23 protein-coding genes are annotated in these 26,753 nt (G+C 36.6%); 15 read left to right on the forward strand and 8 right to left on the reverse strand.

The window, feature by feature from the left end; genetic code table 11:
- The first annotated feature begins 69 nt into the window (after positions 1–69).
- From LQV47_RS15610 to LQV47_RS15620, 3 genes are all read left to right on the forward strand, one after another.
- On the forward strand, positions 70–1,494 hold the full coding sequence (locus LQV47_RS15610) for a tetratricopeptide repeat protein (RefSeq protein WP_230038441.1): 1,425 nt from the start codon (positions 70–72) through the stop codon (positions 1,492–1,494).
- A 133-nt stretch (positions 1,495–1,627) separates the two neighbouring features.
- Positions 1,628–3,049 (forward strand): tetratricopeptide repeat protein, encoded by a 1,422-nt coding sequence (locus LQV47_RS15615; RefSeq protein ID WP_230038443.1) that lies wholly within the window; start codon positions 1,628–1,630, stop codon positions 3,047–3,049.
- Positions 3,050–3,183: 134 nt separating this feature from the next.
- Positions 3,184–4,629, forward strand: coding sequence for a tetratricopeptide repeat protein (locus tag LQV47_RS15620; protein ID WP_230038445.1), 1,446 nt, complete (start codon positions 3,184–3,186; stop codon positions 4,627–4,629).
- A 93-nt stretch (positions 4,630–4,722) separates the two neighbouring features.
- Here the strand turns inward: LQV47_RS15620 and LQV47_RS15625 are convergent, their stop codons facing one another.
- Entirely contained in the window at positions 4,723–5,877 is a 1,155-nt protein-coding gene (locus LQV47_RS15625) for an NAD(P)/FAD-dependent oxidoreductase (protein ID WP_230038447.1), read from the reverse strand.
- A 27-nt stretch (positions 5,878–5,904) separates the two neighbouring features.
- On the reverse strand, positions 5,905–6,684 hold the full coding sequence (locus LQV47_RS15630; RefSeq protein WP_230038449.1) for an AraC family transcriptional regulator: 780 nt from the start codon (positions 6,682–6,684) through the stop codon (positions 5,905–5,907).
- Between the two features lie 743 nt (positions 6,685–7,427).
- Here LQV47_RS15630 and LQV47_RS15635 point away from each other — a divergent pair.
- Complete coding sequence (locus LQV47_RS15635; RefSeq protein ID WP_230038451.1) at positions 7,428–8,009, forward strand: Crp/Fnr family transcriptional regulator; 582 nt, start codon at positions 7,428–7,430, stop codon at positions 8,007–8,009.
- Positions 8,010–8,073: 64 nt separating this feature from the next.
- Positions 8,074–9,009, forward strand: coding sequence for a 2-dehydropantoate 2-reductase (locus LQV47_RS15640; RefSeq protein ID WP_230038453.1), 936 nt, complete (start codon positions 8,074–8,076; stop codon positions 9,007–9,009).
- Between the two features lie 218 nt (positions 9,010–9,227).
- Here LQV47_RS15640 and LQV47_RS15645 read toward each other — a convergent pair whose 3' ends face one another.
- The 4 genes from LQV47_RS15645 to LQV47_RS15660 form a co-directional block, all read right to left on the reverse strand.
- Entirely contained in the window at positions 9,228–9,578 is a 351-nt protein-coding gene (locus LQV47_RS15645; protein ID WP_230038455.1) for a 4Fe-4S dicluster domain-containing protein, read from the reverse strand.
- A 220-nt stretch (positions 9,579–9,798) separates the two neighbouring features.
- Positions 9,799–10,368, reverse strand: a complete 570-nt coding sequence (locus LQV47_RS15650; RefSeq protein ID WP_230038457.1) for an NAD(P)H-dependent oxidoreductase — start codon at positions 10,366–10,368, stop codon at positions 9,799–9,801.
- Positions 10,369–10,374: 6 nt separating this feature from the next.
- A complete protein-coding gene (locus LQV47_RS15655) occupies positions 10,375–10,869 on the reverse strand; it encodes a DUF2480 family protein (protein WP_230038459.1) in 495 nt (164 codons plus the stop codon).
- A gap of 16 nt (positions 10,870–10,885) precedes the next feature.
- Positions 10,886–11,512, reverse strand: a complete 627-nt coding sequence (locus LQV47_RS15660) for a superoxide dismutase (protein WP_230038461.1) — start codon at positions 11,510–11,512, stop codon at positions 10,886–10,888.
- Between the two features lie 194 nt (positions 11,513–11,706).
- Here LQV47_RS15660 and LQV47_RS15665 point away from each other — a divergent pair, with 194 nt between their 5' ends.
- Entirely contained in the window at positions 11,707–12,327 is a 621-nt protein-coding gene (locus LQV47_RS15665; RefSeq protein ID WP_230038463.1) for a metalloregulator ArsR/SmtB family transcription factor, read from the forward strand.
- Between the two features lie 97 nt (positions 12,328–12,424).
- Here the strand turns inward: LQV47_RS15665 and LQV47_RS15670 are convergent, their stop codons facing one another.
- Positions 12,425–13,051, reverse strand: coding sequence for a sigma-70 family RNA polymerase sigma factor (locus tag LQV47_RS15670; protein ID WP_230038465.1), 627 nt, complete (start codon positions 13,049–13,051; stop codon positions 12,425–12,427).
- A gap of 242 nt (positions 13,052–13,293) precedes the next feature.
- Between LQV47_RS15670 and LQV47_RS15675 the strand changes: the two genes are divergently transcribed.
- The 8 genes from LQV47_RS15675 (at position 13,294) to LQV47_RS15710 (ending at position 23,630) form a co-directional block, all read left to right on the forward strand.
- Positions 13,294–14,241 (forward strand): FecR family protein, encoded by a 948-nt coding sequence (locus LQV47_RS15675; protein WP_230038467.1) that lies wholly within the window; start codon positions 13,294–13,296, stop codon positions 14,239–14,241.
- A gap of 63 nt (positions 14,242–14,304) precedes the next feature.
- Positions 14,305–17,589 carry a TonB-dependent receptor gene (locus LQV47_RS15680; protein ID WP_230038468.1) on the forward strand — a complete coding sequence of 1,095 codons (3,285 nt, stop codon included), beginning with the start codon at positions 14,305–14,307 and terminating at the stop codon, positions 17,587–17,589.
- A gap of 296 nt (positions 17,590–17,885) precedes the next feature.
- A complete protein-coding gene (locus LQV47_RS15685) occupies positions 17,886–19,184 on the forward strand; it encodes a hypothetical protein (protein WP_230038470.1) in 1,299 nt (432 codons plus the stop codon).
- A 79-nt stretch (positions 19,185–19,263) separates the two neighbouring features.
- Positions 19,264–20,187 carry a T9SS type A sorting domain-containing protein gene (locus LQV47_RS15690; RefSeq protein ID WP_230038472.1) on the forward strand — a complete coding sequence of 308 codons (924 nt, stop codon included), beginning with the start codon at positions 19,264–19,266 and terminating at the stop codon, positions 20,185–20,187.
- Positions 20,188–20,370: 183 nt separating this feature from the next.
- Positions 20,371–21,111, forward strand: coding sequence for a hypothetical protein (locus LQV47_RS15695; protein ID WP_230038474.1), 741 nt, complete (start codon positions 20,371–20,373; stop codon positions 21,109–21,111).
- A 6-nt stretch (positions 21,112–21,117) separates the two neighbouring features.
- Entirely contained in the window at positions 21,118–22,455 is a 1,338-nt protein-coding gene (locus tag LQV47_RS15700) for a S41 family peptidase (protein ID WP_230038476.1), read from the forward strand.
- 84 nt (positions 22,456–22,539) lie between these two features.
- Positions 22,540–22,809: a hypothetical protein gene (locus LQV47_RS15705; RefSeq protein WP_047490568.1), complete on the forward strand. Its 270-nt coding sequence runs from the start codon at positions 22,540–22,542 to the stop codon at positions 22,807–22,809.
- Positions 22,810–22,907: 98 nt separating this feature from the next.
- Entirely contained in the window at positions 22,908–23,630 is a 723-nt protein-coding gene (locus LQV47_RS15710; protein ID WP_230038478.1) for a sterol desaturase family protein, read from the forward strand.
- A gap of 365 nt (positions 23,631–23,995) precedes the next feature.
- Here LQV47_RS15710 and LQV47_RS15715 read toward each other — a convergent pair whose 3' ends face one another.
- The gene (locus tag LQV47_RS15715) at positions 23,996–24,418 is read right to left on the reverse strand and encodes a MarR family transcriptional regulator (protein WP_230038480.1); all 423 of its coding nucleotides are present in this window, start codon (positions 24,416–24,418) and stop codon (positions 23,996–23,998) included.
- Between the two features lie 50 nt (positions 24,419–24,468).
- Between LQV47_RS15715 and LQV47_RS15720 the strand changes: the two genes are divergently transcribed.
- Positions 24,469–26,721: an excinuclease ABC subunit UvrA gene (locus tag LQV47_RS15720; RefSeq protein WP_230038482.1), complete on the forward strand. Its 2,253-nt coding sequence runs from the start codon at positions 24,469–24,471 to the stop codon at positions 26,719–26,721.
- Positions 26,722–26,753: the final 32 nt, after the last annotated feature.

The raw sequence follows: 26,753 nt of genomic DNA on the forward strand, positions 1-26,753 counted from the left end.
ACTGACAAGTAAAAAGCGAGTTTTAATGATTACCGATACGGATAATTTTACAGTTTAATTATAGAAAGCATGATGACACGTATTTTCCTTTCTATTTTGCTCATTATTTTAGTTTCATGCAGCCCTGATTCTAAAGTGTATGAAAAAGAATTTGATACCCCTTTGATGATCCGGAATGAAGAATTCCGGATTGCCGGTGACTATGACTCCCTCATGACTCTTAATACAAAATATTATAAAAAAGCAGATAGTATGGGATATCAGGAGGGGAAGGCCTTATGTTATATAAATCTGGCACAGGTTAATATATCGCTGGAAAACTATAAGAAAGCAGAGGTTTTTTTTGATAAAGCTGAAATCATATTAAGAAATTCAAAAAATAATACGCACAAAGCTATATTTTATGCTAACTACAGTAGGCTCAATAGAGAATTTAAGAATTTTGATAAAGCTTTTGAGTATAATAATGAAGCAATGAACTATATCAGGAAAAGTGAAAATCCTGAATTAAAAAATAGAATTCTTTTTAACATCTATTTCGCACAGGGCGAATATTATATGATCGGGCAAAAGTATAATCTTGCTTTAGAATCTTTTCACAACATGAAAAAGCTTGATCAAACCGGTATTGCAGATTGCATTATTAGTGATTATTTCTATATGCGTAAAAATAAGGATTCTGCCTATAAGTATATATCAAGTGCCTATAATAAAATGATTACGGGGAAAAAAAATGATGCCAATGCCCTTAATATATATACTATTATGGGAGAATATTACCTTACCTATAAACAGTATGATAAAGCTGAGATAGAATTTAAACAGGCGTTAGAGATTGATAAGAAAACGCGGCGTATTTTCGCCAATTACACAAAATACATTTATAATGATCTCAGGATGCTGTATGAACAGAAAGGAGATCAGGAGAAAGCTTTTTTTTATTTAAATGTCTATACAAAGGCAAGAAATAAAACCTATGATACTTTATCGGCAACAATAGATCAGGATATGCAGGCATTTATAGAAGAAACTATAAAAGACTCGGAAAAGCAGGAAAAAAAAGTAAGATGGATAATCCTTTTAATGCTTGCAGGCTTTTCACTGTTAGGAATCTATGCATGGAGAATTATAAGCTTGCTGCGAAAGAAAAAAGCAGCGCTTACAATGGAAACTGAAAAATTAAAAGCCCGAGTGGATGGTAGTAAACAGGACGAAATTCTAGAATTGGCAAGGAAAAATGATCCTGAATTTTTTAACCGGTTTAAAGAAACTTATCCGGAGTTTATCAACAGACTTTTAAGTATCAATCCTAATCTTGAAACTTCTGAACTTACATTCTGTGCGATGATCAAGTTGCATTTTACCTCCAAAGAAATTGCTGCTTATACACTCATCCAACACCGGACTGTTCAGCAGAAAAAATACAGGATCAGAAAAAGACTCCATATCCCAACAGAAACAGATATCTATCATTTTTTTGATGAGTTGGGCTAAAAAAATAATTATATGTTGTCAGATGAATTTTAAAAAAGAATTTTATTCATGGTAAAATGTCAAGAGTAAATATTATGCTACTTATTGAAGAAAAATTTTTAACTCATAAATTATAGTGGTAATATTAAAAAGCATGATGATACGTATTTTCCTTTCTATTTTGTTCCTTATTTTAGTTTCATGCAGTCCTGATTCTAAAGTATATGAAAAAGAATTTGATACCCCTTTGATGATCCGGAATGAAGAATTCCGGATTGCCGGTGACTATGGCTCTCTTATGAATCTTAATACAAAATATTATAAAAAAGCAGATAGTATGGGATATCAGGAGGGGAAGGCCTTATGTTATATAAATCTGGCGCAGGTTAATATGTCTCGTGATAACTATCAGAAAGCAGAGGTTTTTTTTGATAAAGCAGAAGTTATTTTAAGAGATTCAAAAGATAATACACACAAAGCTATATTTTATAATAATTATAGCATGTTCAATAGAGAATTAAAAAGGATTGATAAAGCTTTAGAGTATAATAATAAAGCAATGGGCTATATCAAAAAGAGTGAAAATCCTGAATTAAAAAACAGGATTCTTTTTAAAATATATATCAGGGCAGGAGAATATCATGTCATTAGAAAACAATATAAAATTGCTTTAGAATATTTTCAGAAAGCAGGAAAATTTGATCAGTCCGGTATTGTTGATTGCGCTATAAGTGATTACATTTATATGCATAGAAACAAAGATTCGGCCAGAAAATATATATTCAGAGCCTATAACAAAATAGACACCACAAAAAAGGATGGTGTCACCCTTAATATATATGCTATCCTGGGGGAGTATTATATTGAGGATCAGCAATATGATAAAGCAGAAGATGCTTTTCACCGGGCTCTGGAAATAGATAAGAAAACAAGGCGTATTTTTGCTGGTTATACAAAATACATTTATAATGATCTCAGGAGATTGTATGAAAAAAAAGGAGATCAGGAAAAAGCTTATTTTTATTTAAATGCCTATACAGAAGGAAGAAATAAAACCTTCGATTCTTTATCAGCAACAATAGATCAGGATATGCAGGTATTTATAGAAGAAACTGTAAAAGACTCGGAAAAGCAGAAAAAAAAAGTAAGATGGATAGTCCTTTTAACGCTTGCAGGCTTTTCACTGTTAGGTATCTATGCATGGAGAATTATAAACTTGCTGCGAAAGAAAAAAGAAGCACTTATAACGGAAACTGAAAAATTAAAAGCCCGAGTAGATGGTAGTAAACAGGACGAAATTCTAGAATTGGCAAGGAAAAATGATCCTGAATTTTTTAACCGGTTTAAAGAAACTTATCCAAAATTTGTCAACAGGCTTTTAAGTATCAATCCTAATCTTGAAACTTCTGAGCTTACATTCTGTGCCATGATCAAGTTGCATTTTACCTCCAAAGAAATTGCTGCTTATACGCTTATCCAACACCGGACCGTTCAGCAGAAAAAATACAGAATCAGAAAAAGACTCCATATCCCAACAGAAACAGATATCTATCATTTTTTTGATGAGTTGGGGTAAAAAAATTATATGCCGTCAGATGAATTTTAAAAAAGAGTTTTATTCATTGTGAAATGAGAAGAGTAATAATAAGGTTAAAATATATGAAAACCACTTTTTAATTGTAATTTATACATGAAAAATTAAAAAGTATTATGATTCGTCCTTTTCTATTTATTTTGCTCATTATTTTAGTTTCATGTACTCGCAATTATAAGAAGTATGAAAAAAGTTTTGATATTCCTCTATTACATGAAAATGAAAGGCTCAGGCTTTTAGGAGAATATGATTCTCTCGTTAACCTGAATACAAACTATTATAGAAAAGCTAATAAAATAGGCTATCAGGAAGGTAAAGCTTTGTGTTATACGAATTTAGCAAAAATAAATACGTCAACAGAAAATTACCAGCAAGCGGATGTTCTTTTTAATCAGGCCGAAAAAATTTTAAAAGACTCAAAAAGTAATCTTCATAAAGCAATATTTTATAATAATTACAGCAAGTTGGATGTAGAGATGCATAAACTTAATAGAGCGCTCGAATATAATAGTTATGCACTTGATTATTCAAAAAGAATCGATGAATCCCCATTCAAAAAAGAATTACTGTCAGAAATATATACCAACAAGGCTGCCTACCTTGATATTAGCAAACAGGCTGATAAATCTTTATATTATTTGCATAAAGCCAGATTATTGAATGATTCAAGACGTTTGAATGTAATATTTGGAGAACATTATATATGGGGTGAAAAGAGATTGGATTCTGCTGAAATATATTTAAGAAAAGTAGTTGATGATCCGGATAAAGAAAAGGCAATGGATATTGATGCCCTTACTGCCCATACTATTTTAGCTGAATGCTATATTTGGGATAAACAGTATGATAAAGCAGAAAAAAATCTTAAACGTGCTTTAGAAATTGATAAAAAAACAAGAGATGTTTATACCTATTATACCAAATATATTTATAATGATTTTAAATGGCTGCATAAAGAGAGAAATGATGATGTCAATGCCTATTTTTATCTCCAGACCTTTGCTAATGCAAAAAGCAAAACCAATGCTGCGTTAATGAAAACGATTAATCAGGATATGGAGTCTTTTATTAGCGAAACAAAAAAAGATACCGAACAACATGATAAAAATATACAATGGGTGATCCTTTTATCGTTTGTTGGTTTCTCTGTGGTGGGAATATATACCTGGAGAATTGTAGACTTATTGCGAAAGAAAAAAGAAGCGCTTACAACGGAAACTGAAAAATTAAAAGCCCGAGTAGATGGTAGTAAACAGGACGAAATTCTAGAATTGGCAAGGAAAAATGATCCTGAATTTTTTAACCGGTTTAAAGAAACTTATCCGAACTTTATCAACAGACTTTTAAATATCAATCCTAATCTTGAAACTTCTGAACTTACATTCTGCGCAATGATCAAATTACATTTTACATCCAAAGAAATTGCTGCTTATACGCTCATCCAACACCGGACTGTTCAGCAGAAAAAATACCGGATCAGAAAAAGACTCCATATCCCAACAGAAACAGATATCTATCATTTTTTTGATGGTTTGGGTAATACTGACATAAAAACAGCCTGATGAAGCCATCAGGCTGTTTTTGTGAACTATTTTTTACAGGCTTTTGATGGTACTTCCTCAAAATTTGAATGTTGAATAAGCTTTTAGGCTGGTTTAGTGTCCGCTAAAAAATGCCAGCATGGTTGCCAGGGCTTTTTCAGAATGCATCTGTTCACCATTTTCAAGGGATTCCCGGGTGGCAATGGCAGCTCTTTTGCGCATATTGATTTCATAGGCAGAAATGGCTTCCCGTAAAGTAGGGTACGTATTGTCTGTAAGGCATTCACTAAGCTCCAAAGCGTCCAGCATGGCCATATTAGCGCCTTCTCCTGCAAAGGGAGGCATCACATGCGCTGCATCACCCAGCAGAGTCAAGTTAGGCATTGCTTCCCAGGTCTGGTCCAAAGGTATAGAGTAGATCGGGCGTGGAATAAAAGGAGTCTGGGCATTTTCAAATAATTCATCCCAGATATTGTTCCATTCAGCATATTCTGTTTTAAACCATTCCAAAACCTGTAGCTTATCCGAAAAGTCCAGGCCACTGTGTATACTCCAGTTTTCATCTGCCTTAAAGCTGGCATAAAATCCGAGGTCTCCGTTGCCTTTCTGACCAAGCAGTATATTTTTAGAATTTCCAAAAGCCATTATTTTACCACCTTTGATCTGTGCATCAATATGCGGGGCTGCTTCCTTCGAAACATTACCTTCAAGCATGATAATTCCGGAATAAACAGGTTTAATTTCTGTGAGGTAAGGACGTATTCTAGAATGGGCACCATCTGCTGCAATCACAAGATCAGCATAAGCGGAAGTGCCATTTTTGAAATGAAGCATCCAGCCTCCCTGCCAAGCCTCCATCGATAAAAAATGGCTGTCCCAAACTACTGTTTCAGGTTGTAAGGACTCCAGCAGCATATTTCTTAAAGGCCCACGGTCTATTTCCGGACGGAAGTGTTCAGCTCCGAAATCTTCCTCAGGCTTTAGTTCATGATCGCTGAAAAATACTTCAGCCTGTTCATTCATAATAAGGGTCTTATCTGCACCGGGACGGAATGTCTTTTTGAATTCATCCAACAGATCAGCTTTACGTAAGGCCGCCAGCCCGGAATTTTCATGCATATCGAGAGGAGAGCCTTTTACCCGTGCATTTTTATTATAATCCCTTTCATATACTTTTACGTTCGCGTTTTTCAATTGTAAAAGTCTTGCCAGGGTAAGTCCTGCAGGACCGCCCCCAACGATAGCTATTGATGTATTGTCTATCAGCATTGTTAATTTAAATTATACAATGCAAATTTATTTTCCTTTCAACACTGATAATAGTACAAATCGGTCATTTTTGTTTTTGGATAATTCTTTGGGGGCAACTCCTGAGAATTTTTTAATTTCCTTGATGAAGTGATTTTGGTCTGTATAATTGAGTTCAGGGAAGAGTTTCCCCTGTGCGATATGTTCCAGTGAAGTTCTGAAGCGTAAAATAGTAGAATAGGCTTTTAAGGATAACCCTAATTGTTTTGTAAAATAGCGGTTGATCTGACGGCTGCTCCAGCCTGTTTTTTCTGAAAGATCTTTCACGCTCATTTCACCCTTTGATAGATAAATAAGTTCAAAAAGTTTCCGTTTTCTTTCATCTGTTTTTTCAGGCAGCAGTTCTTTTATTTTTTGCGTTGCTTTTTTACAGCAAAGCTCAAAATCATATAGATCCTCAGCTTTAAAATCCCAAAAATCATCGGAAAGTACTTTTCCCTTATTTAATACATCGGCAATAGAAGTATTTAAAATATATTCCACAGCGATAGGCTTAAAACTGACCACAAAAGCAGTAGTTTTCGAAGGTATTTCTCTTTGCTCCGGATAGGTCTCCAAACCGAGAAGTGTAACACAAAAAGGTTCAGCCGGCGATTGCATGAAAAATAGATCAACCCGCCCGTCAGGAATGATAACAACTTCCTTAGGTTCGCCAGAAAGATTTTGAAATGTCCCCAGATTTTCTACAAAATCGGCAATTGCCTGATCCGGTTCTATGAAGTTATAATGGAAGTCATTACCCATGATTGTTCTTAATAAGCTTTCCACATGAAGATACAAAAAATGGACAGCCAGAAGCCAATTTGTTGAATTTTTATACCGTAATAGATATTGGAAAACGGGAAGACTCTTACGTTTACGTATTCACCTCCCTTTGGAAGGGTGGTGAAAATTCAAAGAATTTTTGACGGGGCGGTTTTAATAATAAGCCTGTTTAAACTAATTAAAAATTTAGTAACAAAAGCTGAGTAAAAAGCTATAAACACTTTAGTTATTTTAAGTTTAAACGGATTGAAAATAAAAGTATTCTTAAGCAAAAAAATCTTTGATTTTTTAAAAACTTATGTGAGCTTATTTTCCCAGCTTTATTAAGTGTTTAAATCTTTTATGACTTTTGTGGTTAATATTTCTCTCGCTGATTCAGCAAATCAAGCAGATTTTTATTACTACATCGTATAAAAGAACCTTAATGCCATATATTTTAACACTTTAGCTCACTTAAGCAAGTGTAAAAATCATTGCATATAAGTAAGTTCACTTTAGGAGAAAATCAGAGATTTTCATAAAACTTATGTGTACTTTTCAGCAGTATGATATTAACTAAAAAAAATCTTAAGTGTTCAGGAAACATTGTGACTTTTGACTACGTCGAATCTTCGATTTGTAGTTAAAATAAAAGCTTAAACAAGTTCAATATGATAAACTCACTACAGTCTTTTCTTTAAAAAACTTTAATAAGTATTACTTTTGCTTTAGCCGAATACCTAATGTTCGTGTTGAGTACTTATTGAATGGACAAATCATCAATCAACAATTATTTTCACTCCTTATTCAGTATCAAAGAAGAAGTGGTCGAGAAAATTACAGAAACCTTCAGTCATTTTGATTTAAAGGCGAATACCATTTTGCTGGATAAAAATACCATCAGCACCAAAACCTATTTTTTGGAAAAAGGCTATGTCCGTTCTTATATTTTAAATGAAGATAATGAAGAAATTACGACTAATATTTTTTCGGCGCCGTGTTTTGTGAATGACTTTTTATCCTTTTTCAGGCAACAGCCCACTAAGGAGGTCTACCAGACAGTGACAGACTGTAGTTTTTGGGTGACAGGTTTAGAAAATGTACAACACAATTTTCATAATATCCCGGAATTCAGAGAGTTCAGTAGGCTTCTTTTTGTGGTTAACTATTATCATATTCATGACAGATTGATAGAAATGGCCAGTCAAAAGGCTTCTACAAGGTATTTCAATCTGATGAAGAAAGATCCCAATATATTTCAGCATGTTCCGTTGAAAGTAATTGCTTCTTACCTGGGAATTAAAGACAGTTCACTGAGCCGGATCAGAAGAGATATCCATAAAAAGTAATTTCTTTTCATTTGTCAAGTGGTATTTCATACCTTATCCCTGATCTTTGCTAAAAAATAATTTCATGAATAAAAAACATATTGTTGTTGTTGGATTAGGAGGTGTAGGCGGTTATTTTGGATTTAAAATAAATAAGGCTAATGAAATTTCCGGAAAATATAAAGTCTCCTTTGTGGCCAGGGGAGAAACCTATAAGAAGGTAAAAGAAAACGGACTGATCTTAGTGTCTCCGGAACACCCTGACAACAGCACGCATCCTGATGCTGTAGAGCAGCATATCAGTAATATAAAAAATCCTGATCTTGTGCTGATCTGTGTCAAGGAATATGACCTTGAAAATGTCTGCAGGCAGCTTAAAGAAGTCATTACCGAAGATACTGTACTGCTTCCGATGATGAACGGAGCCGATATTTATGACAGGATCAGACAGGTAATCCCTGATCATACGGTATTGCCAACCTGTATTTACGTAGCTTCCCATATTAAAGAAAGGGGAACGGTAGAACATAAGGGAAAAGCCGGTAAAATGATCGTGGGTAGGGATCCTGACCATTTTTCCAGCGATGTGAACTGGATAGTTGATCTATTGAAAGAAAGTAAAATTGATTTTGATTTTAAAGACAACTCGTTAACGGATATCTGGACCAAGTTTTTCTTTATCGCCAGCTTTGGAATGGTAACTGCAAAGCATAATTCATCTATCGGAACAGTGTGTACCGATGAGCAGCAGAAAGTTGAAGCCTCTGAAATCATGAAAGAAATACAACAGATTGCCGTTCAGAAGGAAATTCCTTTGCAGGACGATATTATTGAGGCAACCTTTGCCAAGGCATCTACATTTCCTTTTGAAACCCCAACTTCTTTACAGCTGGATATTCATTCCGGGAAAAAAGATAATGAACTGGAATTATTTGCAGGAGCAATTTTAAAATATGGAGCTGAGCTCGGTATAAAGACTCCATTTACTCAAAAAATATATACTGAGATTAAGACAAAATAATATCAAAAAATTTGGATAAAACCAGTGGATGATTGATAAATAGGGCGGGTTTTAACTCGCCTTATTTATTTGAAATTTTATATTTCATTTTCTTTGATTCTAAAACTCACGATCCCTGTCTTTGATGGTTCTGAATTTTGTTTTAAAAAAAGTATCAGCTAGAAGAAATTTAAATAATGTTATAAAAATGAATTGTAGTGGTAAACGGTATATACAGCTCAGGTTCCATGCATGAATTTCTGTCGGTTCAAAAGAACTTCCTCCGATTCACGGTGATCAGGATCATCAACACAGCAGTCTACCGGGCATACAGCCTTACACTGTGGCTCTTCATGGAAGCCTTTACATTCGGTGCATTTTCCAGAGACAATATAATATACCTCATCCGATACAGCGGGATTAAAGGCATTGGCATCAGCTTCAGTACCATCAGGAAATGTTACTCTGCCTGAAAGTTTTGTCTTGTCCTGCCAGCGCCAGTCTATAGCTCCTTCATAAATGGCTGAGTTGGGACATTCAGGTTCGCAGGCTCCACAATTGATACAGGCATCCGTTATTTTTATGGCCATTTTTTTATTATTTATATGTTTAAAAAGGGATTTCTTCAACGTTGTCCTGTTTTAGAAATCCCCTACAAACTTAATTAAAACAGTTTCAGTAATTTATACATCATAAACTGTGCAAACTTTTATTTTGAAGCTGTTAATCTTTAGCAATCTTCACAGCAAGTCCATCCATGTCTGCGTTTAAGTAGATCTGGCTGGCTAATCTGCTGTTTGTTCTATCATGTTATGATTGATCTATTGTAGTTTTTTCTATTCTTTTTGAAGTGGCAATGCCGATAAGCTTGTCAAACTTTCCCGAATATAAAGGTGAAATTTCTGTCTTATGGTCACTGTCAAATAAGGCGGACCGGACGATAGGTACGCTGAACGGCAATGGCCAGGCCCTTAGTGATTTGGCAATGGCATCCATTGCATTGATTCCCTGCATAGCTTGCAGTCCGTCGGCCCAGCATACCAGGCCAACCGTTTTATCTGTAAGGTAAGGTTCATATCTGCCGGCTGTTACTTCAAGCCAGTCCAGGCAGTTTTTCATAACTCCGGGAATGCTTCCATGGTATAAGGGAGCGAGCCAGATGTGAAGATCTGCATCCGTAAATAGTTGAGCCATTCGCTCCACAGCCAAGGGTGTTTTGGTAAGACTGAGATCAAATAAAGGAATCCCGGAATCAGCGAGTGTGAAAATTTCAGTTTGAATTTCCATCGTTTTCAGATGATCTGCAAAATAATTGGAAATATGTCCTGATGTGGATTCCGCTCTTCTTTCCAGTGATCCGTTGAATATGAGTGCTTTCATTTTGTTTTATGTTTTGAAAATTACTTTAGGTAGCCCTATTTCTCCATACATCAGGCTTTTAACAAGAGGTTTCAGAAGTCCGGCAGCCAGTAAATAGAGCGAAGAATCATGGTCAGCCCTTGCCCGGACAACTACCTTCTGATTTTTATAATGCTTCAGGTCTGCATAAGTGAGACGGCGTTTCCAAAGATCAAGAAGAACAGCTTCGGCATTGTTTAAATCCACATAAACGGCATAAGGTGATAACTTTTCCATTAGGAACATATATACCCACGGTGGAATGATAGCATCGGTGGAACAGATGATTCCGACAGCTTTTTCGTTGTACACGGAAAAGTCGATTGCTGCAATTGATTCTTTAAATTCTTTCTCTTTGACAACCATTCCCATAAAAAGATAATCCTTGATATCCAGTTCTACAATTTCTGTAGTAGGTTTATAATCCAAAAGATCTAAAGCAATAATGCCTGAAGCTTCTGCTTTATTGATGAAAGTTTCCATAATCTTCTGTAATCAATTATCTTATTTTTAAAAGGGCTTCTTCATATTTTTTCTCTACTGCAGACCAATCCAGCACAGACCAGAATGAATCAAGGTAGTCTGCTCTTTTATTTTGATAAGCCAGATAATAAGCGTGTTCCCAAACATCTATTCCAAGAATTGGGAAGCCTCTGTTCATTGATAAAACATCCATCATTGGATTGTCCTGATTAGGGGTAGAGCTTACTGCCAGGGTCCCGTTGAATTTCATGTATAACCAAACCCATCCGGAACCAAACTGACCCAGTCCGGCTTTTTTCATTTCTGTTTTAAGGTTTTCAAGGCTTCCAAATGTTGCAGTAATAGCATCATTCAGTGGACCTTCAGGACTTAATTTTGGTGACGGGGAAATAATTTTCCAAAATAAAGAATGATTATAGTGCCCACCACCATTGTTTCTTACAGCCGGACTATATTCACTGATTCTTTGTAATAGTGAATCCAGATCAGGGTTGACTTCACTGGTTTGTTCCAGGGCTGCATTCAGATTATCTACATATGCTTGGTGATGGCGCTGATGGTGGATGGTCATTGTTTCCTTATCGATAAAAGGTTCTAAAGCGTCATAAGCATAAGAAAGCTGAGGTAGTGTAAACAGTTTCATTGTATTTATTTTTTTGATTATTGTATCACAAAGGTAAACATATATTTGAATAAAGCAACTTTTTAGTTGTTTTATAGAATTGACATACTTTTGTAATAATATGTTTTAAATCAATGTTTTATTGTTGTTTATTTGAGATTATAGAAAATGACTATCTTTGTTGTTGAAAAATAAAACAACCTAAATATTGTCAAATGAAAAAGTCGGCAGCAGATCGTATCCTGATGTTTCTAAAGATGAGGGGAGAGGCAACTTCACTTCTTATTGCTGAAGAACTGACTGTTACAAAAGAGGGTGCGAGAAAGCATTTGCTGAACCTTGCCCAGGAAGGATTGATTCAATCCACTGTAAAAAGTGAGGGAGTTGGCCGCCCATCTACCTATTATATACTCACCGAAAAAGGATTGGGTCGGTTTCCGGATACCCATGCCGACGTTACCGTCCAGCTTTTAAAGTCTGTAAAGAATCTTTTAGGTGAAAATGCTTTAGACTTATTGATCAGTGACCGCGAAAAAAACACACATAACCGGTACGAAAAAGCACTTGCCAAATCAAAATCTCTTGAACAACGGCTGGAAATTCTGGTAAAGGTCCGCAGTGATGAAGGGTATATGGCAGAATGGAAAAAAGAAGGACATGACTATTTCCTGATTGAAAACCATTGCCCAATATGTGCTGCAGCCACCGAGTGCCAAGGGTTTTGCCGGGCTGAATTATCAAATTTTCAATCATTGATCGGAAAAAACTATACCGTAGAAAGGGTAGATCATATTATTTCAGGGGGTCAGCGTTGCGTGTACAAGATCAGCAATTAATTGACGATATAGTGAAAAAGTAAATCCGCTCTGCTATGAATTTATAAGGCGCACATAATTGAGCATTGGCTGCATAGCAAATTGGCTATTCACTTAATCAATATCTTGTCATCATTTCTATAAGCATCAGGATAGATACCAGCTTTTTGGAGGACTGATACTCAGGATTCAGTTTTTCCCGGATTTCACCCAATGCTTTGCTTAATTTATTACTAACGGTTTTATTGCTTATTCCTAAAGCTTCTGCTGTTTCATTCACCGACATATTTCTCCGGATCCTCATATCATAGACTTGCTGCTCTGTGGAGGGAAGTTGCGAAACTACATCGTCAATCATGGATAATAACGTAGAAATTTCATTTTCTTCAAGAATTTCAAAATACTCAGTATCTGTAAGGTTTGTTTCCAGAGGGAAGTCAATTTCATCAATACTCAGGATGGGAGGAGCTTTTTTATAACTGTTGTAATAATCAATGATCCGGTAGTGAAGATGGCGGAGCAGATATCCTTTTGCACTTTCTGTCTCATCTGTTTGTATGGTATCCGTATTTTCAATGATTTTCATCCATAAATCCTGGAGCAGCTCTTCGGAAACTTCTTTATCCTTGGTCCGTACAAAAACAAAGCGGTATAAACTATCCCAATATCGGTCATACAACAGCGTAAATGCAGGGCGGTCTCCTGATTTTATTTTCTTTAATAAAGCTGTGTCTGTTAGTTTCATATTGTTGAAACAAAATTACTTAAAGGAAAATTAACTTTTTATGAACTTTAGTTATGGTAAGGTTAAATATTTCTGAAGATCAGAGCTTAAATATGAATCTAATGTTGAATAAATGTAAAAAATATTAAAAATGATAAGTAATAGAAGGCTAATGTGAATAGAATATTAAGAATGCCCTGGGGAAGTTTTCCATTTTCACCGTCTTATAGATAGAAGTATCTGTGAATACGATGAACTATTTTATGAAACGTTTTAAATATAAAAATATTGAAGCCTTTGTTTTCAGGCTTTGGGCACGGGAAGTTTCGGAGGAAAAAATCTCTGATAAGGAAAGTGAAATTATAGAGAAATGGAAAATCCATGCAGAAAAAGAGCTGGATCCCATTCATATGAAAGAAGCCAAAGAAAGGGTATTATCTGCGCTGGAACATTATTTTATACCTATTGAAAAAGGCAGGCATATCGGAAGTTTTAAAAAGTATGCCTACAGAGTTGCAGCTGTTATTGTTTTGCTTTTGTCATTGGGAGGCTGGTTTACCTATAATACATTCTTTAAACCGGATGTTTACCTTGCAGGGGCTGGAAATAAAACGGTACATCTTTCAGACGGAACTGTGGTAACGTTGCTGCCGGGAGCTGAGCTTAGTGTGGATCCATCGTTTCCGGCATCTACCAGGATTGTAGATTTGAAAGGAGATGCTGTTTTTTCTGTAGCCAAATCAAAAGCGCATCCTTTTATAGTTCAGGCTGAAGGTTTCAGTACAAAAGTATTGGGAACGGTATTCAAAATCTCACAATCCGGAAAGAAAAAAGCAGTGGACCTTTATGAAGGAAAAGTGGCCGTCTCTTCTGCAGGTGCTCCCGATTCTTACCTGAAGCCCAATCAGAAGTGGACCAACTTCGGAGTAGCCCGTACTACTGCCATTATTTCATTTGCTCCGGACGGAACCCTGAATAAACAGACTCCGGCACTGCTGTCTTTAAGCTTTACTGATGTTGCACTAAAGGAGGTCATTGCAGTGTTGGAAGGCAATTACAGTACAAAGATTTATTACCCTAAAGAAGCAGAAGATAAAAAGATTACCGCAGATTTTACAGGAGGAACAGTGGGTGAAAATATTGAATCACTGGCTTTCATATTGGGATTGGAAGTCCAGAAAAAAGACAACATCTATATTTTGAAAAAATAAAAAAGACAATCACCAAAAAACAAATAATCAGATAACCATTAATTTAAAAGAGAACACTCACGTATGAAAAGTTTGAAATGTGGTTTTACCATAGCAGCGTTATTTTTTACTGTAGCAGCAGAAGCACAGGAATTGGTTCAGAAAGTGTCATTTTCTGTTCCTACCAACAGACCGTTAATTGAAGTATTGGAAGAATTTGCAGGAAAAACCGGAATGAGACTGGCCTACTCAAAAACAGATATCAAAGAGCTGAAGGTAAAAGGAATAAAATGTGAAAACAGTTCTATCAACAGCTGTCTGAAAGATATTACCAGCGGACTTCCTGTAGTATTCCGTCTGCATGGCGACCTTATTTCAATACAATACGCTGGTCCAGGTGTTTCTGTACCGGGAAACGGACGTATTTCAGGAAAAATTGTTGATGAAGTGGGAAACCCGATTGCCGGAGCAGAAGTAAGTATTACCCAGAAAACCATAACCACAGATAATAACGGGGATTTTAATATAGATCTTCCGTCAGGAATCTATACTCTTACGATAAAAGCCCCTAAATATAATACACTTAGGGTAGAGAAGCTATCCGTTACCAATAAGGAAACCAATACGGTTTCATTTGCATTAAATACGGCTTCCGATAAAATTACAGACATTAAAGAAGTGGTGGTAACAGCCACCCGTAAAGCAGATACGCAGGCAGGATTACTGACTCAACAGAAAAAAGCAGCCCAGATGAGTGACGGAATTTCTGCGGAACAGATCTCTAAAACTCCGGACAGTGATGTAGGGGGAACTTTAAAAAGAGTCACTGGAATCACGACTATAGATAACAAATATGTAGTGGTAAGGTCAATGGGAGAGCGCTGGAATACAGCAGCTATGGATGGGATCAATTTGCCCAGCACAGAAGCTTATAACCAGAATTTCTCTTTCGATATTATTCCTACCGCCATGGTGGAAAGTGTAGTGGTGAGTAAATCTGCAACCCCGGATATGAATGCCAGCTTTGCAGGAGGGTATGTAGAAGTAAGAACCAAAGATATTCCCAACGAAAACTTCACTACCGTTACATTGGGAACTTCTTACAATGATCAGGCAGCATTTAAAGAATTCCTGACCCGGAAACGGGGGAAATATGATTATTTCGGATATGATGACGGAACAAGAAACTTCCCGAAAGGCCTCGAGGCGATGGGTATAAACAACCCATTGTTTTTCGAACAGTCTAAACAGTTCGTCAATGATAATTTTACGACGTATAAGACAAGAGGCGATATGGGGTCTAATATACAGATGGCACTGGGAAGAACGTATGCTCTTAAAAACAATAATAAATGGGGTTTTGCAGGAGCCTTTATCATTAAAAATGAACAGAATAAACTGGATATCGACCATACGGGAAGAGGAAACTGGCTGGATACTACCGGACCTCTTGATGCCAGCGGGCAGATTCCTTTCTATAATTTTAAAAATACAGGGGCTTCTTACAATTACAATTCTACGCTGGCAGGGATGCTGAATTTTGGATTGCAGCTTAATAAAAGCAGAATTTCCTTCCGTAATTCCTACACGCATATTTATGATAATACCCTGACCCGGATTACGGGCTGGAATGAATATACAAGTGGAAGTGGTTTACCTTCCAATGCGGAAACTTCCTATAATTATTTTTATAATGGTGTTATTCCAAACAATGATCCTTCGCAAATTAAATCGTTGGATAAACCTTTTGCAGGAAACACCAATTATCCTGTTTACCAGATGTTCCTGCAGAATAAGCTGGAAGGTAATCACAAGCTTGGAAATATGGAGATCAGCTGGTTTGCTGCCAGAACCGGGGTGTCTTCGGATACAAAAGATTATACACTGCATCAGAGTTTATATAATTTTATAGGAAGTGAGATTTTAAGCTATCATGAGGTCAATAATTCTTCAAGTGATTTTGCCAGGGGATATATTGGTACTAAAGAAACAGATTATAATTATGGAGCTTCATTCAAATGGAATTTAGACAGAGAAGCCTTTAAAAATGATATCAAAATAGGGTATGCCGGGGCATCCAAAACAAATACCAACCAACAGCAAAAATTTTTATTGAGAGTAGATCCGAACAGGAACGTCCCGAACAGTAAAATATTGCAGATGTACGGTGCCCTTTCCGATTGGTTTGACGGTTCTCATTATGCCCCCGGTGGAATTGGATGGCAGACCAGGCCTCTCTATAAAAATGATAAATATGAAGGTGAAGTGGAACAGCATGCCATATATCTTATGTTTGATAACCGCTGGAGAAACAAGTTCAGATTGGTCTGGGGATTACGGGCAGAATATTTTAAATATGATCTTATTTCCCAACAGCTCGATACTGAAGACTCCAGAAATGTAAACAAACCCAGCGTTGATGATCAACCGTGGCAATGGATGCCTTCTGCCAATTTTACCTACAGCCCCACCAATAAAATCAATGTGAGACTGGCCTATAATAAAACCGTGATCCGTCCCCAGTTTAATGAAAGAACAGGATTGCCCTATTTTGATCCTGTAGCCAATGGTCAGATTTACAATACAGAAATGGTGTCTTCTGTAGTCAATAATTATGATTTTAAACTGGAGTGGTTTCCGGGATTAGGAGAGATTTTTTCTGCAGGAATTTACTATAAAAATTTAGACCACCCCATTGAACGTGAGGGCTATATTTCTAATGAAGGAAACCTGTATCTGTATAATGGAAATTCTAAAAATGCAAAACTGAAGGGCCTTGAAGTGGAAGTACGGAAAAACCTGGGGTTCATTGCAGCCAATTCCATATTATCCCATCTTTTTGTGAGCGGAAATTTTACCTATAACGATACTAAAGTAATTGCTTTTAAAGACCGTGAAAAAACCGGTGATCATGATGCCACCTATGAAGTTTCCAGGCCTCTGTATGGGCAGACTCCTTATGCTTATAATGCAGGGTTAATGTATGATGATGAAAGACTGGGACTGAGCTTCCTGTATAACGCCAAAGGTGATCAATATATTACCGTAGGATATTCTTATAACGGGGAGGAAATACAACGACCTTATGCCGTAGCAGATGCCCAGATCTCATATAAATTTCTTCAGAACAGAAACCTTGAAGTTAAATTAAATGTCAAAAACCTTTTCAACAGGGTAAAAGAATACTATAACAATTTTAATTCCTATGCAGGAAAGAAAAGTGGAGGCGGAAGCGGCCTGGAAACAGAAAGGGAATCCCTGGAATTATTACCGGGCGCTACCAATAAATATGATAAAAATATTGACAAAATCTTATTTCGTGCCTACAGCGGAAGAATATTCGGGCTGAGTGTGAATTATACATTTTGATCAATGATAAGATAGAAGTTAAGAGCTCTTGATATAGAAATGTACAGGTTTCGGAATCCTGAACAGGAACCGGATCAATACTGATGATGCGCACAGCAGTACCGGATCAGCCAAAAACCGAACGCTACTATATTTTTCCGGGTAGTAGCAGATAAACAGGAAACCCCGGCAGATCAGCTCCTCATGGGATGCAGGGTGAAATAAAAACCAAATCGCAGGAATATAGAGGCGGATATTCCTCAATATTAAAATTTCCGGCCATAAAATAAACACCGGATCTCTTAAAAATTATAACAATGAAAAAACTAACTCTTATTGCAGCTGCTGCATTATCTCTTACTGCTTGTCAACACGATAACTTAGCAGATTCTTCTACACCATTCGATATGAAAGCAACTTCTGCAGAATATCTTACGGCTTCTGCACTTCCTGTTACTACTGTTAGCGGTGCTATTACTTCTAATACTACATGGAGTGGTGTTATAGAGCTTGACGGTACTGTAGCTGTTAAAAATGGAGCTACCCTTACTATTCAGCCTGGAACTTTTATCAAAGCTAAACCAAACGCTTCAGGAGAAGGTTCAGGAATTTTAGTAGTTACAAAAACAGGTAAAATTAATGCTACCGGGACAGAGTCTCAGCCTATTATTTTTACCAGCTACAAATTATTGGACGGAAACGAAGACACTACGGCGACTCCTGGAGATTTCGGAGGGGTAATCCTTTTAGGAGATGCACCTACCAATGTACCTTCTACCACTACTATTGAAGGTCTTACAGGAAGTGATTATTATTTCGGAGGAACCAATCCTTCTCATAATGCAGGGATCTTAAAGTATGTACGTATCGAGTTTGCTGGGTACGATTTCGTAGGAGCTAACTCTGGTAATGAAGTGAATGCTTTATCATTAGGAGGTGTTGGAAACGGAACTACTTTAGATCATATTCAGGTTTCGTACGGTCAGGATGACTCTTTTGAGTTCTTTGGAGGTACAGTAAATGCTTCAAACCTAATTTCTTTTGCTGCTGAAGATGATAATTTTGACTTTGATAATGGGTATACAGGAACTATTACTTGCGCCCTTTCTCTGGCAGATTACAATTCAGCACATACTGTAAGTGGTGGAAGCCCTGACTCTAACGGTATTGAGTTGGATAACAACGCAACAGGTACAGCTACTTCATTAATTACAAATCCTGTGATCAATAACCTTACGATCATTGGCGCTAAATATGGTAATGCAGGACAAGGAGCTGCCTACGAAAACGGTATCCATATCAGAAGAAACGGTAAATTAACTTTAAATAATGCTGTAGTAACAGGTTATCCGGTAGGAATCAAAGTAGAAGGTACTGGTTCTCAGCTTTCTGCTGCTTCTACTTTAAACACTATTCAGGTTCATGGCTTTACAACTTCTGTGACAGGAGCAGGTACAGCAGGAATTCCGGCTGCTAATCTTCTTACAGGAAATACAGCGGCATTATGGGGAATGAGCCAACCATTCTTCAACGAAGGTCTTTGGAATGTTTCACCTAGAAACTGTGGAAACTTTCAGGGAACCTGGACAAAATACAATTTTGCTATTGTAGAATAATAAATTTTTAAAAGCAGGGAAACAGCGTATGCTGATTCCTTGCTTTTTATTACTCAAAAAAATCATAATAATAATTGTCATGAAAAAAATAATTTTATCATCTGTTCTGTTTTTATCTCAGCTGGCAACAGCACAAACCCTGGTATGGGGAAATACTTTTGATACTCCTGCTGATCTTCAGGGATGGACCTTCCATGATCTGAATAACAACAGCAATGGATGGCTTCAGGGACAAAATATTTATCACAATGGTACTTCTATGGTATATGGAACTGCAGGTGTTCTCCGTCATTCCATTAATTTAATTCCAACAGGAACCGCAACAGGATTTGGCTCAGAAAATGACTGGATCATTTCCCCTCAGATCGATTTGTCAAATACGGCAGGAACCATCACTCTTGCTGCCTATGTCGGGAGACAAAGAACTACCCATACAACGCTCGGTAGAGACCTTTATATCTATGTGAGTACTCCTCAGAAAGCAGTTCCTGAATTATCAGATTTCCAGGCAATGACTGTAGATACTGCAGGGAATGAGCTTCCAAGTCCTTATAAAATACAAGTAGGAGGATCAGATAATCCTTTCCCTACAGATCTTACCCAATTTGTACAGGATCTGGTAGATATCTCTGCTTTTGCAGGAAAGAAAATCTATATCGGGATGTGGTCCAACAGAAAACCTAACAGTAATAATATCCAAAATATCAATATCGATGAAATGGCAATCTATGCCAGTGCATTTTTAGGAACAAAGGACGTAAAAACAAAGAAAAATCTAACTCAAATAGCAGAGAACCCTGTAAAAGAAACTCTGAAATTAAAGCTTAACCCGGAATTGAAAGAAAAAACAGCAGTAGTAAGTATTTACAATACTGCAGCCCAAAAAGTGATTACAGCTCAGTATTCCCAATCTATTAATGTAGCAGGATTGTCGGCAGGAACTTATATCGCGGAAATTACTGACGGAAAGACTACAGAGCGATTGAAATTTATTAAAAAATAATCAGTTAACTCTTAAAAACCAATCATTAAAGAGACCATCAAATTTTATATACAATAATGGGTAGCATTTTAATTAAAAGGTTATCCGAAACATATCCAACCCGTTTTTTTATAATTATCTATTGCCCTGCTCATTGGGTGGGGCAATATTTTAAAGTTTAAATGATATAATTAATTCAAAAAGATGAATAAGATCTTTGCATTACTATTCTTTACCATCCTGTTTTCATGTACAGACAACACTGTCATGGAAAGGTATGATAAAATACAGAAACCCGGAGAAGTAACCATTAAAGGGTTTTCAAAGCCTGATGTACTTCAGCTGAGGTTTAATGGAGTTCCGGTATCTATTAACGGAAATACTTCATACACCAATAAAATAGAAACTCAGCTTCAGTTTGTACTGGATGAAGGGGAAACCAACAAACTGGGAATATATAATAATGAAACAGGAGCCGAAATCAGAAAATATACCATTAGCTATGACAATATAGCAGATTATAAAAATTTATACTTTTTTAATCTTCCCGGTATTTTCCTGCAAACCTATGCAGTAAAACCTCAGGTTAATTTTGGGAAAGTAGGATTTGAATTTATTTTTCCTAACCTGGGAGAATTTTCAGGGTCATCCCTTACCCATGTAAAAGGCATTTTAAAAAGAGAAAATGGGGTGGTCCTGGCAGAATTCGAGAGCATTGGAAAGGATGATTTTACTGCGGTGAAAATTTATAATTCATTCAGTGCTACCGCTCCGGTATACCTGGAATTATATAAACCGGGAACCACAGAACCTTATGCAGGATCTGAAATGATTAAGGTGACCATAAAACAACATATGGGAGCCAATATGATCGTACTTCAGGAAAAACTGGAAAATGGAGTATGGGTTGTAAAAGGAGATATCGATGTAGCAGAATATCTGTAATTATATATGAAAAAATTTTTGAAATTTCAGCTTATTGCTATCACAGCCTTTCTTGTGTCGTGTACAAATAATGACGAAAGTGCTCCTGTATTTCCCGACGGAAGTACAGAATCTCTGAATGTATGGGTGCAGGACAGCATGAAAAGGTATTATTACTGGGCTGATCAGATGCCTGCAAAACCAGACTATCACCTTCCGGCAAAGGATTTCTTTAAAAGTCTGTTATCCCCTCAGGATAGATTTTCTTTTATCGTCAATACACAAGACTCTTCTACATATCCGCGTTCAATACGAAATATGTATGGCTTTGATTATAGCGTGGTCCAGCTTACCAATGGAGAAGTGGTTACAGTGATAAAATTGGTCCTTACAAACTCTCCGGCTTTCAATGCCGGCTTGGAAAGGGGAATGATTATTACAAAAATAAATGGAAAAGCAGTTACGGCTGCCAATGCAGAAACCATTACTTCTTCTATGAAAGATCAAACGGTAATAGATCTTAAGGTGGGAAGCTGGAAAAATGGAGCTGTTGCCGATGAAAAGGATGTCACTGTGTATTATGGATATTCTTTGGAACAGCCTTTCTTATCAAAAATTTTTAATGAAAACGGTAAAAAGACAGGGTATCTGTATATTTATGATTTTCCGGATGGAATGACATCCATGCTTCATCAGAAGTTTGGAGAGTTTAAAGCTGCCGGAATTCAGGAATTAATTCTTGATCTGAGGTATAATTATGGAGGTTCCGTGTCAGCTGCCGCAGCACTTTGTGCATTAATTCCCTCAGGAATATCAGCCAGTTCACCCTTTATCATTTTTAAAGGAAATAAAAACGGAGGTGAAGTCAAAAGAACATTTGGCCAACAGATTTCTTACGATCCTAAAGCTCTTGACTTTAATGTATTGCATTCCAATTCGTTAGGATTGAATAAACTCTATGTTCTTACCTCAAACAGTACGGCATCAGCTGCAGAAATAGTAGTCAATAACCTGAAACCCTATCTGCAGGTTGTACAAATAGGCGATGTTACCTTAGGAAAAGATATGGCCGGGTTTATAGTGGAAGACAAAAGGAAGCCCAAAAAGATTTCCTGGCAGATCCATCCGGTTATTTATAAAGTTTTCAATGCGAACGGAATAGGGGAATACAGCAATGGGATTTCCCCACAGTTTAAGGTGAATGAATATACTCAGCTGCCATTACTTCCATTGGGAGATCCCGGAGAAACCTTAATTTCAGAAGCTTTAAACCATGTTTATTTAAAGCAGGTTCAGTCTGAACCCTTTCATAAAACAAAAATTCTGTATCAAAGTGATGTGCCTTTTGCTGCAAAGGGAAAGTAAACGGAAAAATTAAAAAATGAATAAAAAACTGTTATTAATCTTCTTTAAAAAAATTAAAAAATAATAAGATAAAAAATTAATATCATGCAGGGAATAGAACCACAACTTCATACAAGCCTCACCAGCCGTATCGAAAATTACCGTCTTTTATTAGAAGCTTTGGAAGATCCTGAATCCCGGTCTTCTGACATTGCTCTGCAAATTTCAGAATTAGGAAACCTGTATGAAGATTATTTATCCAATAAAAAGAACCTTGAGAAGAGTATAAAAAACTACAGGGAGTATCATGAGAACCTGAGAAAAAGACTGACCATAAGGTTCCGGGAACTCAAAAGAAAGGCAAGACAGAAATAATACTGAATAGGAGGTAGCCATTATTTTTGATCTGCTTTCTGTGGTCTTTCTTGCGAAATTCATACATTTATACAATCAAGATGACAGAGGGTATATTTATGAATTTTAATACGACTGAACTTTCCGGCTATTTACAGATATTTTGGCATTTTTCATGGCTGGAATGGATCGTATTCAGCCTTATTATTAATGTTTTCCTATATCTGTTTTCTATTGGACTCTATCTTTTTATAGAGAAAACATGTCCTAAAAGCAGACTTCAGGAAAAAAATCATCCCATTACGGCATCCGATTTTTATCTTAGTATTTTGACAATTGCCTGCAACTGTCTTGTACTTTTACTGGGGGTATTTTTATGGAAAAAAGGATGGATTGAAGTCGGAAATAAAGAATCGGCGGTTGGGATAGTATCAGAGGTCGTTGCTTTACTTCTTGTAATGGATCTGCTGATGTATTTTTTTCATTATGCCGCTCATCTACCCTTTGTATATAAACTGCTGCATGGTAAACATCATGAGCATATAAGCACCAATTACTTAAGTCTTTTTGTACTCCATCCGTTAGAAACGATTGGCTTTGGAATGATGATGCTTATTTTGTTGATTTGTTATCCTTTTTCTGTTGTTTCCATTTCTATTTATCTACTACTCAATCTTATTTGGGGAACGATAGGGCATTTGAACAGGGAATTTTTTCCTGCAAAGTTTGACAGATATTGGATAGGAACCACCAGATTTCATAACCAGCACCATTTGGATGAAAGTAAAAATTTTGGTTTTTATACCTCTATCTGGGACAGACTGTTTGGAACATATAAGTAAGAGAACTGAAGCCTTATATAACGTTATACTAAGATAATCTCTACGTTAAAAAATAATCTAGTGTAATGCCTGCTGTAACAATAAAATCTTTAACGCAAAGTTTTTATATGAGAGCTGATTATTTTAAGAGGCAAAGAAAATCGACTTTGTCGATGATGAAGCTGCATGGCTATGCATACGCTTAAAGAATCAAGGAAGTTGATTCCATCTTTGCTTCCTCAAAGTTATTAAATCTTTGCGTTAAAAAAATGAGCTGACATAAGACTTCTTTCAATAAATAATATGCTTTAACGCAAAGTTTTGAAATGAAAATTGATTATTTTAAGAGGGAAAAGAAGTTGTGTTTAAAATGGCATTTGGTTAATTTAAAGCTTGAGATGCTTTAAAACCTTGCCCAGCAGATCAGTAAAACTCTTTAACTCTTTAGAGGTTAATATGGCAGCAGTCTGCCGGGTGATATTTTCCCGGAATGTTTCTGAATTATCAATGATAAAACGCCCTTTTTCCGTTACCGAAAGATTAAATTTCCGGCGGTCGGTTTCATTCTGTTTCTGGATAATAAAATCATGATCAATCAAAAATTTTAATTGCTTTGAAATGGCTGCCTGGCTTATATTAAAAGCAGTGGATACCTCCCTTCCTGTAGCACCTTCTTTCCTCAAAATAAACTCCATAATATTATAATGAGCTGCGGTTACTCCATTGATGTCCCCTCTGTTCATGTGGGCAAGAATAAGACACTGAAAATCAGTAAATGTGTTAAAAAACTCTTTTTCAATAGCTTTCATGAGAAATATGCTTAACTTAGTTAACTATTAACAAAGGTAATCATTATACCATGGAAAATATAGAAATTACAAATGCGAGGCAAAATAATCTCAAAAATATTTCCATAAAAATTCCAAAAAATAAAATGGTTGTTTTTACGGGAGTATCGGGTTCCGGAAAATCTTCTCTGGTATTTGAAACCATTGGAGCTGAAGCCCAGCGTCAGATTAATGAAACCCAGAATAGTTTTGTCAGAAACCGCTTACAGCATTATGGAATCCCGGATGTGGATAAAATTGAAAACCTGAATGTTCCCATCATTATCAATCAGAAAAGACTGGGGGGCAATGCAAGATCTACCGTAGGGACGGCTACCGATGTGTATGCTTCCCTGAGGCTGTTGTTTTCCAGAATGGGGCAGCCTTTTGTAGGCTATTCCAATGTTTTCTCATTTAATAATCCACAGGGAATGTGCCCGGAATGTGAAGGATTGGGATTTATCCAGGCCTTGAATATTACTACTCTGATTGATAAGAACAAATCTTTACATGAAGGGGCTGTCAGATTTCCGACCTTTCAGCCGGGAGGCTGGCGTCTGACAAGATATACCTTATCCGGTTATTTTGATAATGATAAAAAACTGAAAGATTTTACTGACGAAGAATGGGAAATATTGCTTTATGCAGAAGAGCATAAGCCTAAACATCCTCATAAAGAATGGGGAAAAACGGTAAAATATGAAGGGATTATTCCAAGAATAGAAAAAGCATTCCTGAAAAAAGATTCAAAAGAAAATATAACGAGAAAAGATGCATTGAAAAATGTTGTCACAACAAAGACCTGTCCATCCTGTAAGGGAAAACGGCTTAATGACAAAATACTGTCCTGTACCATCGAAGGGAAAAATATTGCGGATTGTACCGCCCTTTCAATGGATGAATTGTTTGAATTTATTAATTCGCTGGAATCAAAAACGTATGACGTCATCATTAAGGAACTTTCCGCAAAACTCCAAAATATAATCAATATTGGATTACAATACCTTACATTGGACCGGACTACACAAACGCTTTCCGGAGGAGAATCTCAACGGATAAAAATGGTGAGAAACCTTGGGAACAGCCTTGTTGATTTGCTTTATATTTTTGATGAACCGAGCATTGGTCTTCATCCGAAGGACTTACAGAACATTATCCGTATTATTGAGCAGATCAGAGATAAAGGAAATTCCGTTTTAATTGTAGAGCATGACCCTGATATTATTAAAATGGCAGACTGGGTGATTGATATGGGTCCAGGATCCGGAAAAAACGGTGGTAATGTGGTGTATGAAGGAACTTTTAATGAGCTAAAGCAATCTGCAGGCAAAACGGGATCTTACTTTGCAGAAAAGCCGGTCATTAACCTACATCCAAGAAAACCAAAGGACTATTTGAAGATCAGGAATGCCCGGCTGTACAATCTTAAAAATATAAATGTCAGTATTCCGACAGAGGTGATGACTGTGGTAACGGGAGTGGCAGGTTCAGGTAAAAGCACTTTGATCAATAGAGTATTACCGGATTTCTATCCTGATGTAACGATTATAGACCAATCTTTATTTGCAGCCAGTGTCCGTTCCAACCTGCTTACTTATTTAAATATATCGGATACAGTACGTCAGCTTTTTGCTCATGCCAGCCACGTTTCAGAGAAGCTGTTTAGCAGAAACAGTGAAGGAGCCTGTAAAAACTGTAGAGGGTTGGGTATCGAAAAAATAGATCTTGCATTTATGGACAATATTGAACAGCCCTGTGAAGAATGTGGCGGTTCAGGATTTGATCCTAAGGTCCTTCAATATCACTACAATCAAAAAACAATAGTAGAAGTCATGAATATGACCGTTTCCGAGGCCATATCCTTTTTTGCCGATGAATCTGTCATTAAACATTTTGAGGTACTGATAAAATTAGGACTGGATTACCTGACGCTAGGGCAGCGGTTAGACAGTTTCTCAGGAGGTGAAAGACAACGCCTGAAACTCACCAAAGAACTGAAACACGGTAACCGGACTATTGTTATGGATGAGCCAAGCACAGGTCTGCATCCCAGTGATACGCGCAAATTATTATCCTTTCTAAATACTCTTACGGATAAAAAAAATACATTAATTGTTATAGAACATAATTTAGATATTATTGCCCAGGGAGATTGGATTATAGATATAGGTCCGGGGGCCGGTAAATTTGGAGGTGAAATTATGTTTGAAGGAACTCCGGAAGGACTGTTGAAAAATAAAACATCCTATACTGCCGAATTTTTGAGGAAACATATTCAGGGATAAAAATAAACGGTTAAAAATAATAAGACAGTAAG

It is taken from the genome of Chryseobacterium sp. Bi04 (assembly GCF_918698085.1).
In the GTDB taxonomy this organism is placed as follows: domain Bacteria; phylum Bacteroidota; class Bacteroidia; order Flavobacteriales; family Weeksellaceae; genus Chryseobacterium.

What these genes read in the sequence shown, in the direction of transcription:
- LQV47_RS15615 (WP_230038443.1), top strand. Translation starts at nt 1,628, where the DNA reads ATGATGATACGTATTTTCCTTTCTATTTTGTTCCTTATTTTAGTTTCA.
- LQV47_RS15690 (WP_230038472.1), top strand. Translation starts at nt 19,264, where the DNA reads ATGAAAAAAATAATTTTATCATCTGTTCTGTTTTTATCTCAGCTGGCA.
- LQV47_RS15635 (WP_230038451.1), top strand. Translation starts at nt 7,428, where the DNA reads ATGGACAAATCATCAATCAACAATTATTTTCACTCCTTATTCAGTATC.
- LQV47_RS15710 (WP_230038478.1), top strand. Translation starts at nt 22,908, where the DNA reads ATGAATTTTAATACGACTGAACTTTCCGGCTATTTACAGATATTTTGG.
- LQV47_RS15625 (WP_230038447.1), bottom strand. Translation starts at nt 5,877, where the DNA reads ATGCTGATAGACAATACATCAATAGCTATCGTTGGGGGCGGTCCTGCA.
- LQV47_RS15645 (WP_230038455.1), bottom strand. Translation starts at nt 9,578, where the DNA reads ATGGCCATAAAAATAACGGATGCCTGTATCAATTGTGGAGCCTGCGAA.
- LQV47_RS15640 (WP_230038453.1), top strand. Translation starts at nt 8,074, where the DNA reads ATGAATAAAAAACATATTGTTGTTGTTGGATTAGGAGGTGTAGGCGGT.
- LQV47_RS15650 (WP_230038457.1), bottom strand. Translation starts at nt 10,368, where the DNA reads ATGAAAGCACTCATATTCAACGGATCACTGGAAAGAAGAGCGGAATCC.
- LQV47_RS15715 (WP_230038480.1), bottom strand. Translation starts at nt 24,418, where the DNA reads ATGAAAGCTATTGAAAAAGAGTTTTTTAACACATTTACTGATTTTCAG.
- LQV47_RS15700 (WP_230038476.1), top strand. Translation starts at nt 21,118, where the DNA reads ATGAAAAAATTTTTGAAATTTCAGCTTATTGCTATCACAGCCTTTCTT.
- LQV47_RS15665 (WP_230038463.1), top strand. Translation starts at nt 11,707, where the DNA reads ATGAAAAAGTCGGCAGCAGATCGTATCCTGATGTTTCTAAAGATGAGG.
- LQV47_RS15620 (WP_230038445.1), top strand. Translation starts at nt 3,184, where the DNA reads ATGATTCGTCCTTTTCTATTTATTTTGCTCATTATTTTAGTTTCATGT.
- LQV47_RS15695 (WP_230038474.1), top strand. Translation starts at nt 20,371, where the DNA reads ATGAATAAGATCTTTGCATTACTATTCTTTACCATCCTGTTTTCATGT.
- LQV47_RS15720 (WP_230038482.1), top strand. Translation starts at nt 24,469, where the DNA reads ATGGAAAATATAGAAATTACAAATGCGAGGCAAAATAATCTCAAAAAT.
- LQV47_RS15670 (WP_230038465.1), bottom strand. Translation starts at nt 13,051, where the DNA reads ATGAAACTAACAGACACAGCTTTATTAAAGAAAATAAAATCAGGAGAC.
- LQV47_RS15660 (WP_230038461.1), bottom strand. Translation starts at nt 11,512, where the DNA reads ATGAAACTGTTTACACTACCTCAGCTTTCTTATGCTTATGACGCTTTA.
- LQV47_RS15610 (WP_230038441.1), top strand. Translation starts at nt 70, where the DNA reads ATGATGACACGTATTTTCCTTTCTATTTTGCTCATTATTTTAGTTTCA.
- LQV47_RS15675 (WP_230038467.1), top strand. Translation starts at nt 13,294, where the DNA reads ATGAAACGTTTTAAATATAAAAATATTGAAGCCTTTGTTTTCAGGCTT.
- LQV47_RS15655 (WP_230038459.1), bottom strand. Translation starts at nt 10,869, where the DNA reads ATGGAAACTTTCATCAATAAAGCAGAAGCTTCAGGCATTATTGCTTTA.
- LQV47_RS15705 (WP_047490568.1), top strand. Translation starts at nt 22,540, where the DNA reads ATGCAGGGAATAGAACCACAACTTCATACAAGCCTCACCAGCCGTATC.
- LQV47_RS15680 (WP_230038468.1), top strand. Translation starts at nt 14,305, where the DNA reads ATGAAAAGTTTGAAATGTGGTTTTACCATAGCAGCGTTATTTTTTACT.
- LQV47_RS15685 (WP_230038470.1), top strand. Translation starts at nt 17,886, where the DNA reads ATGAAAAAACTAACTCTTATTGCAGCTGCTGCATTATCTCTTACTGCT.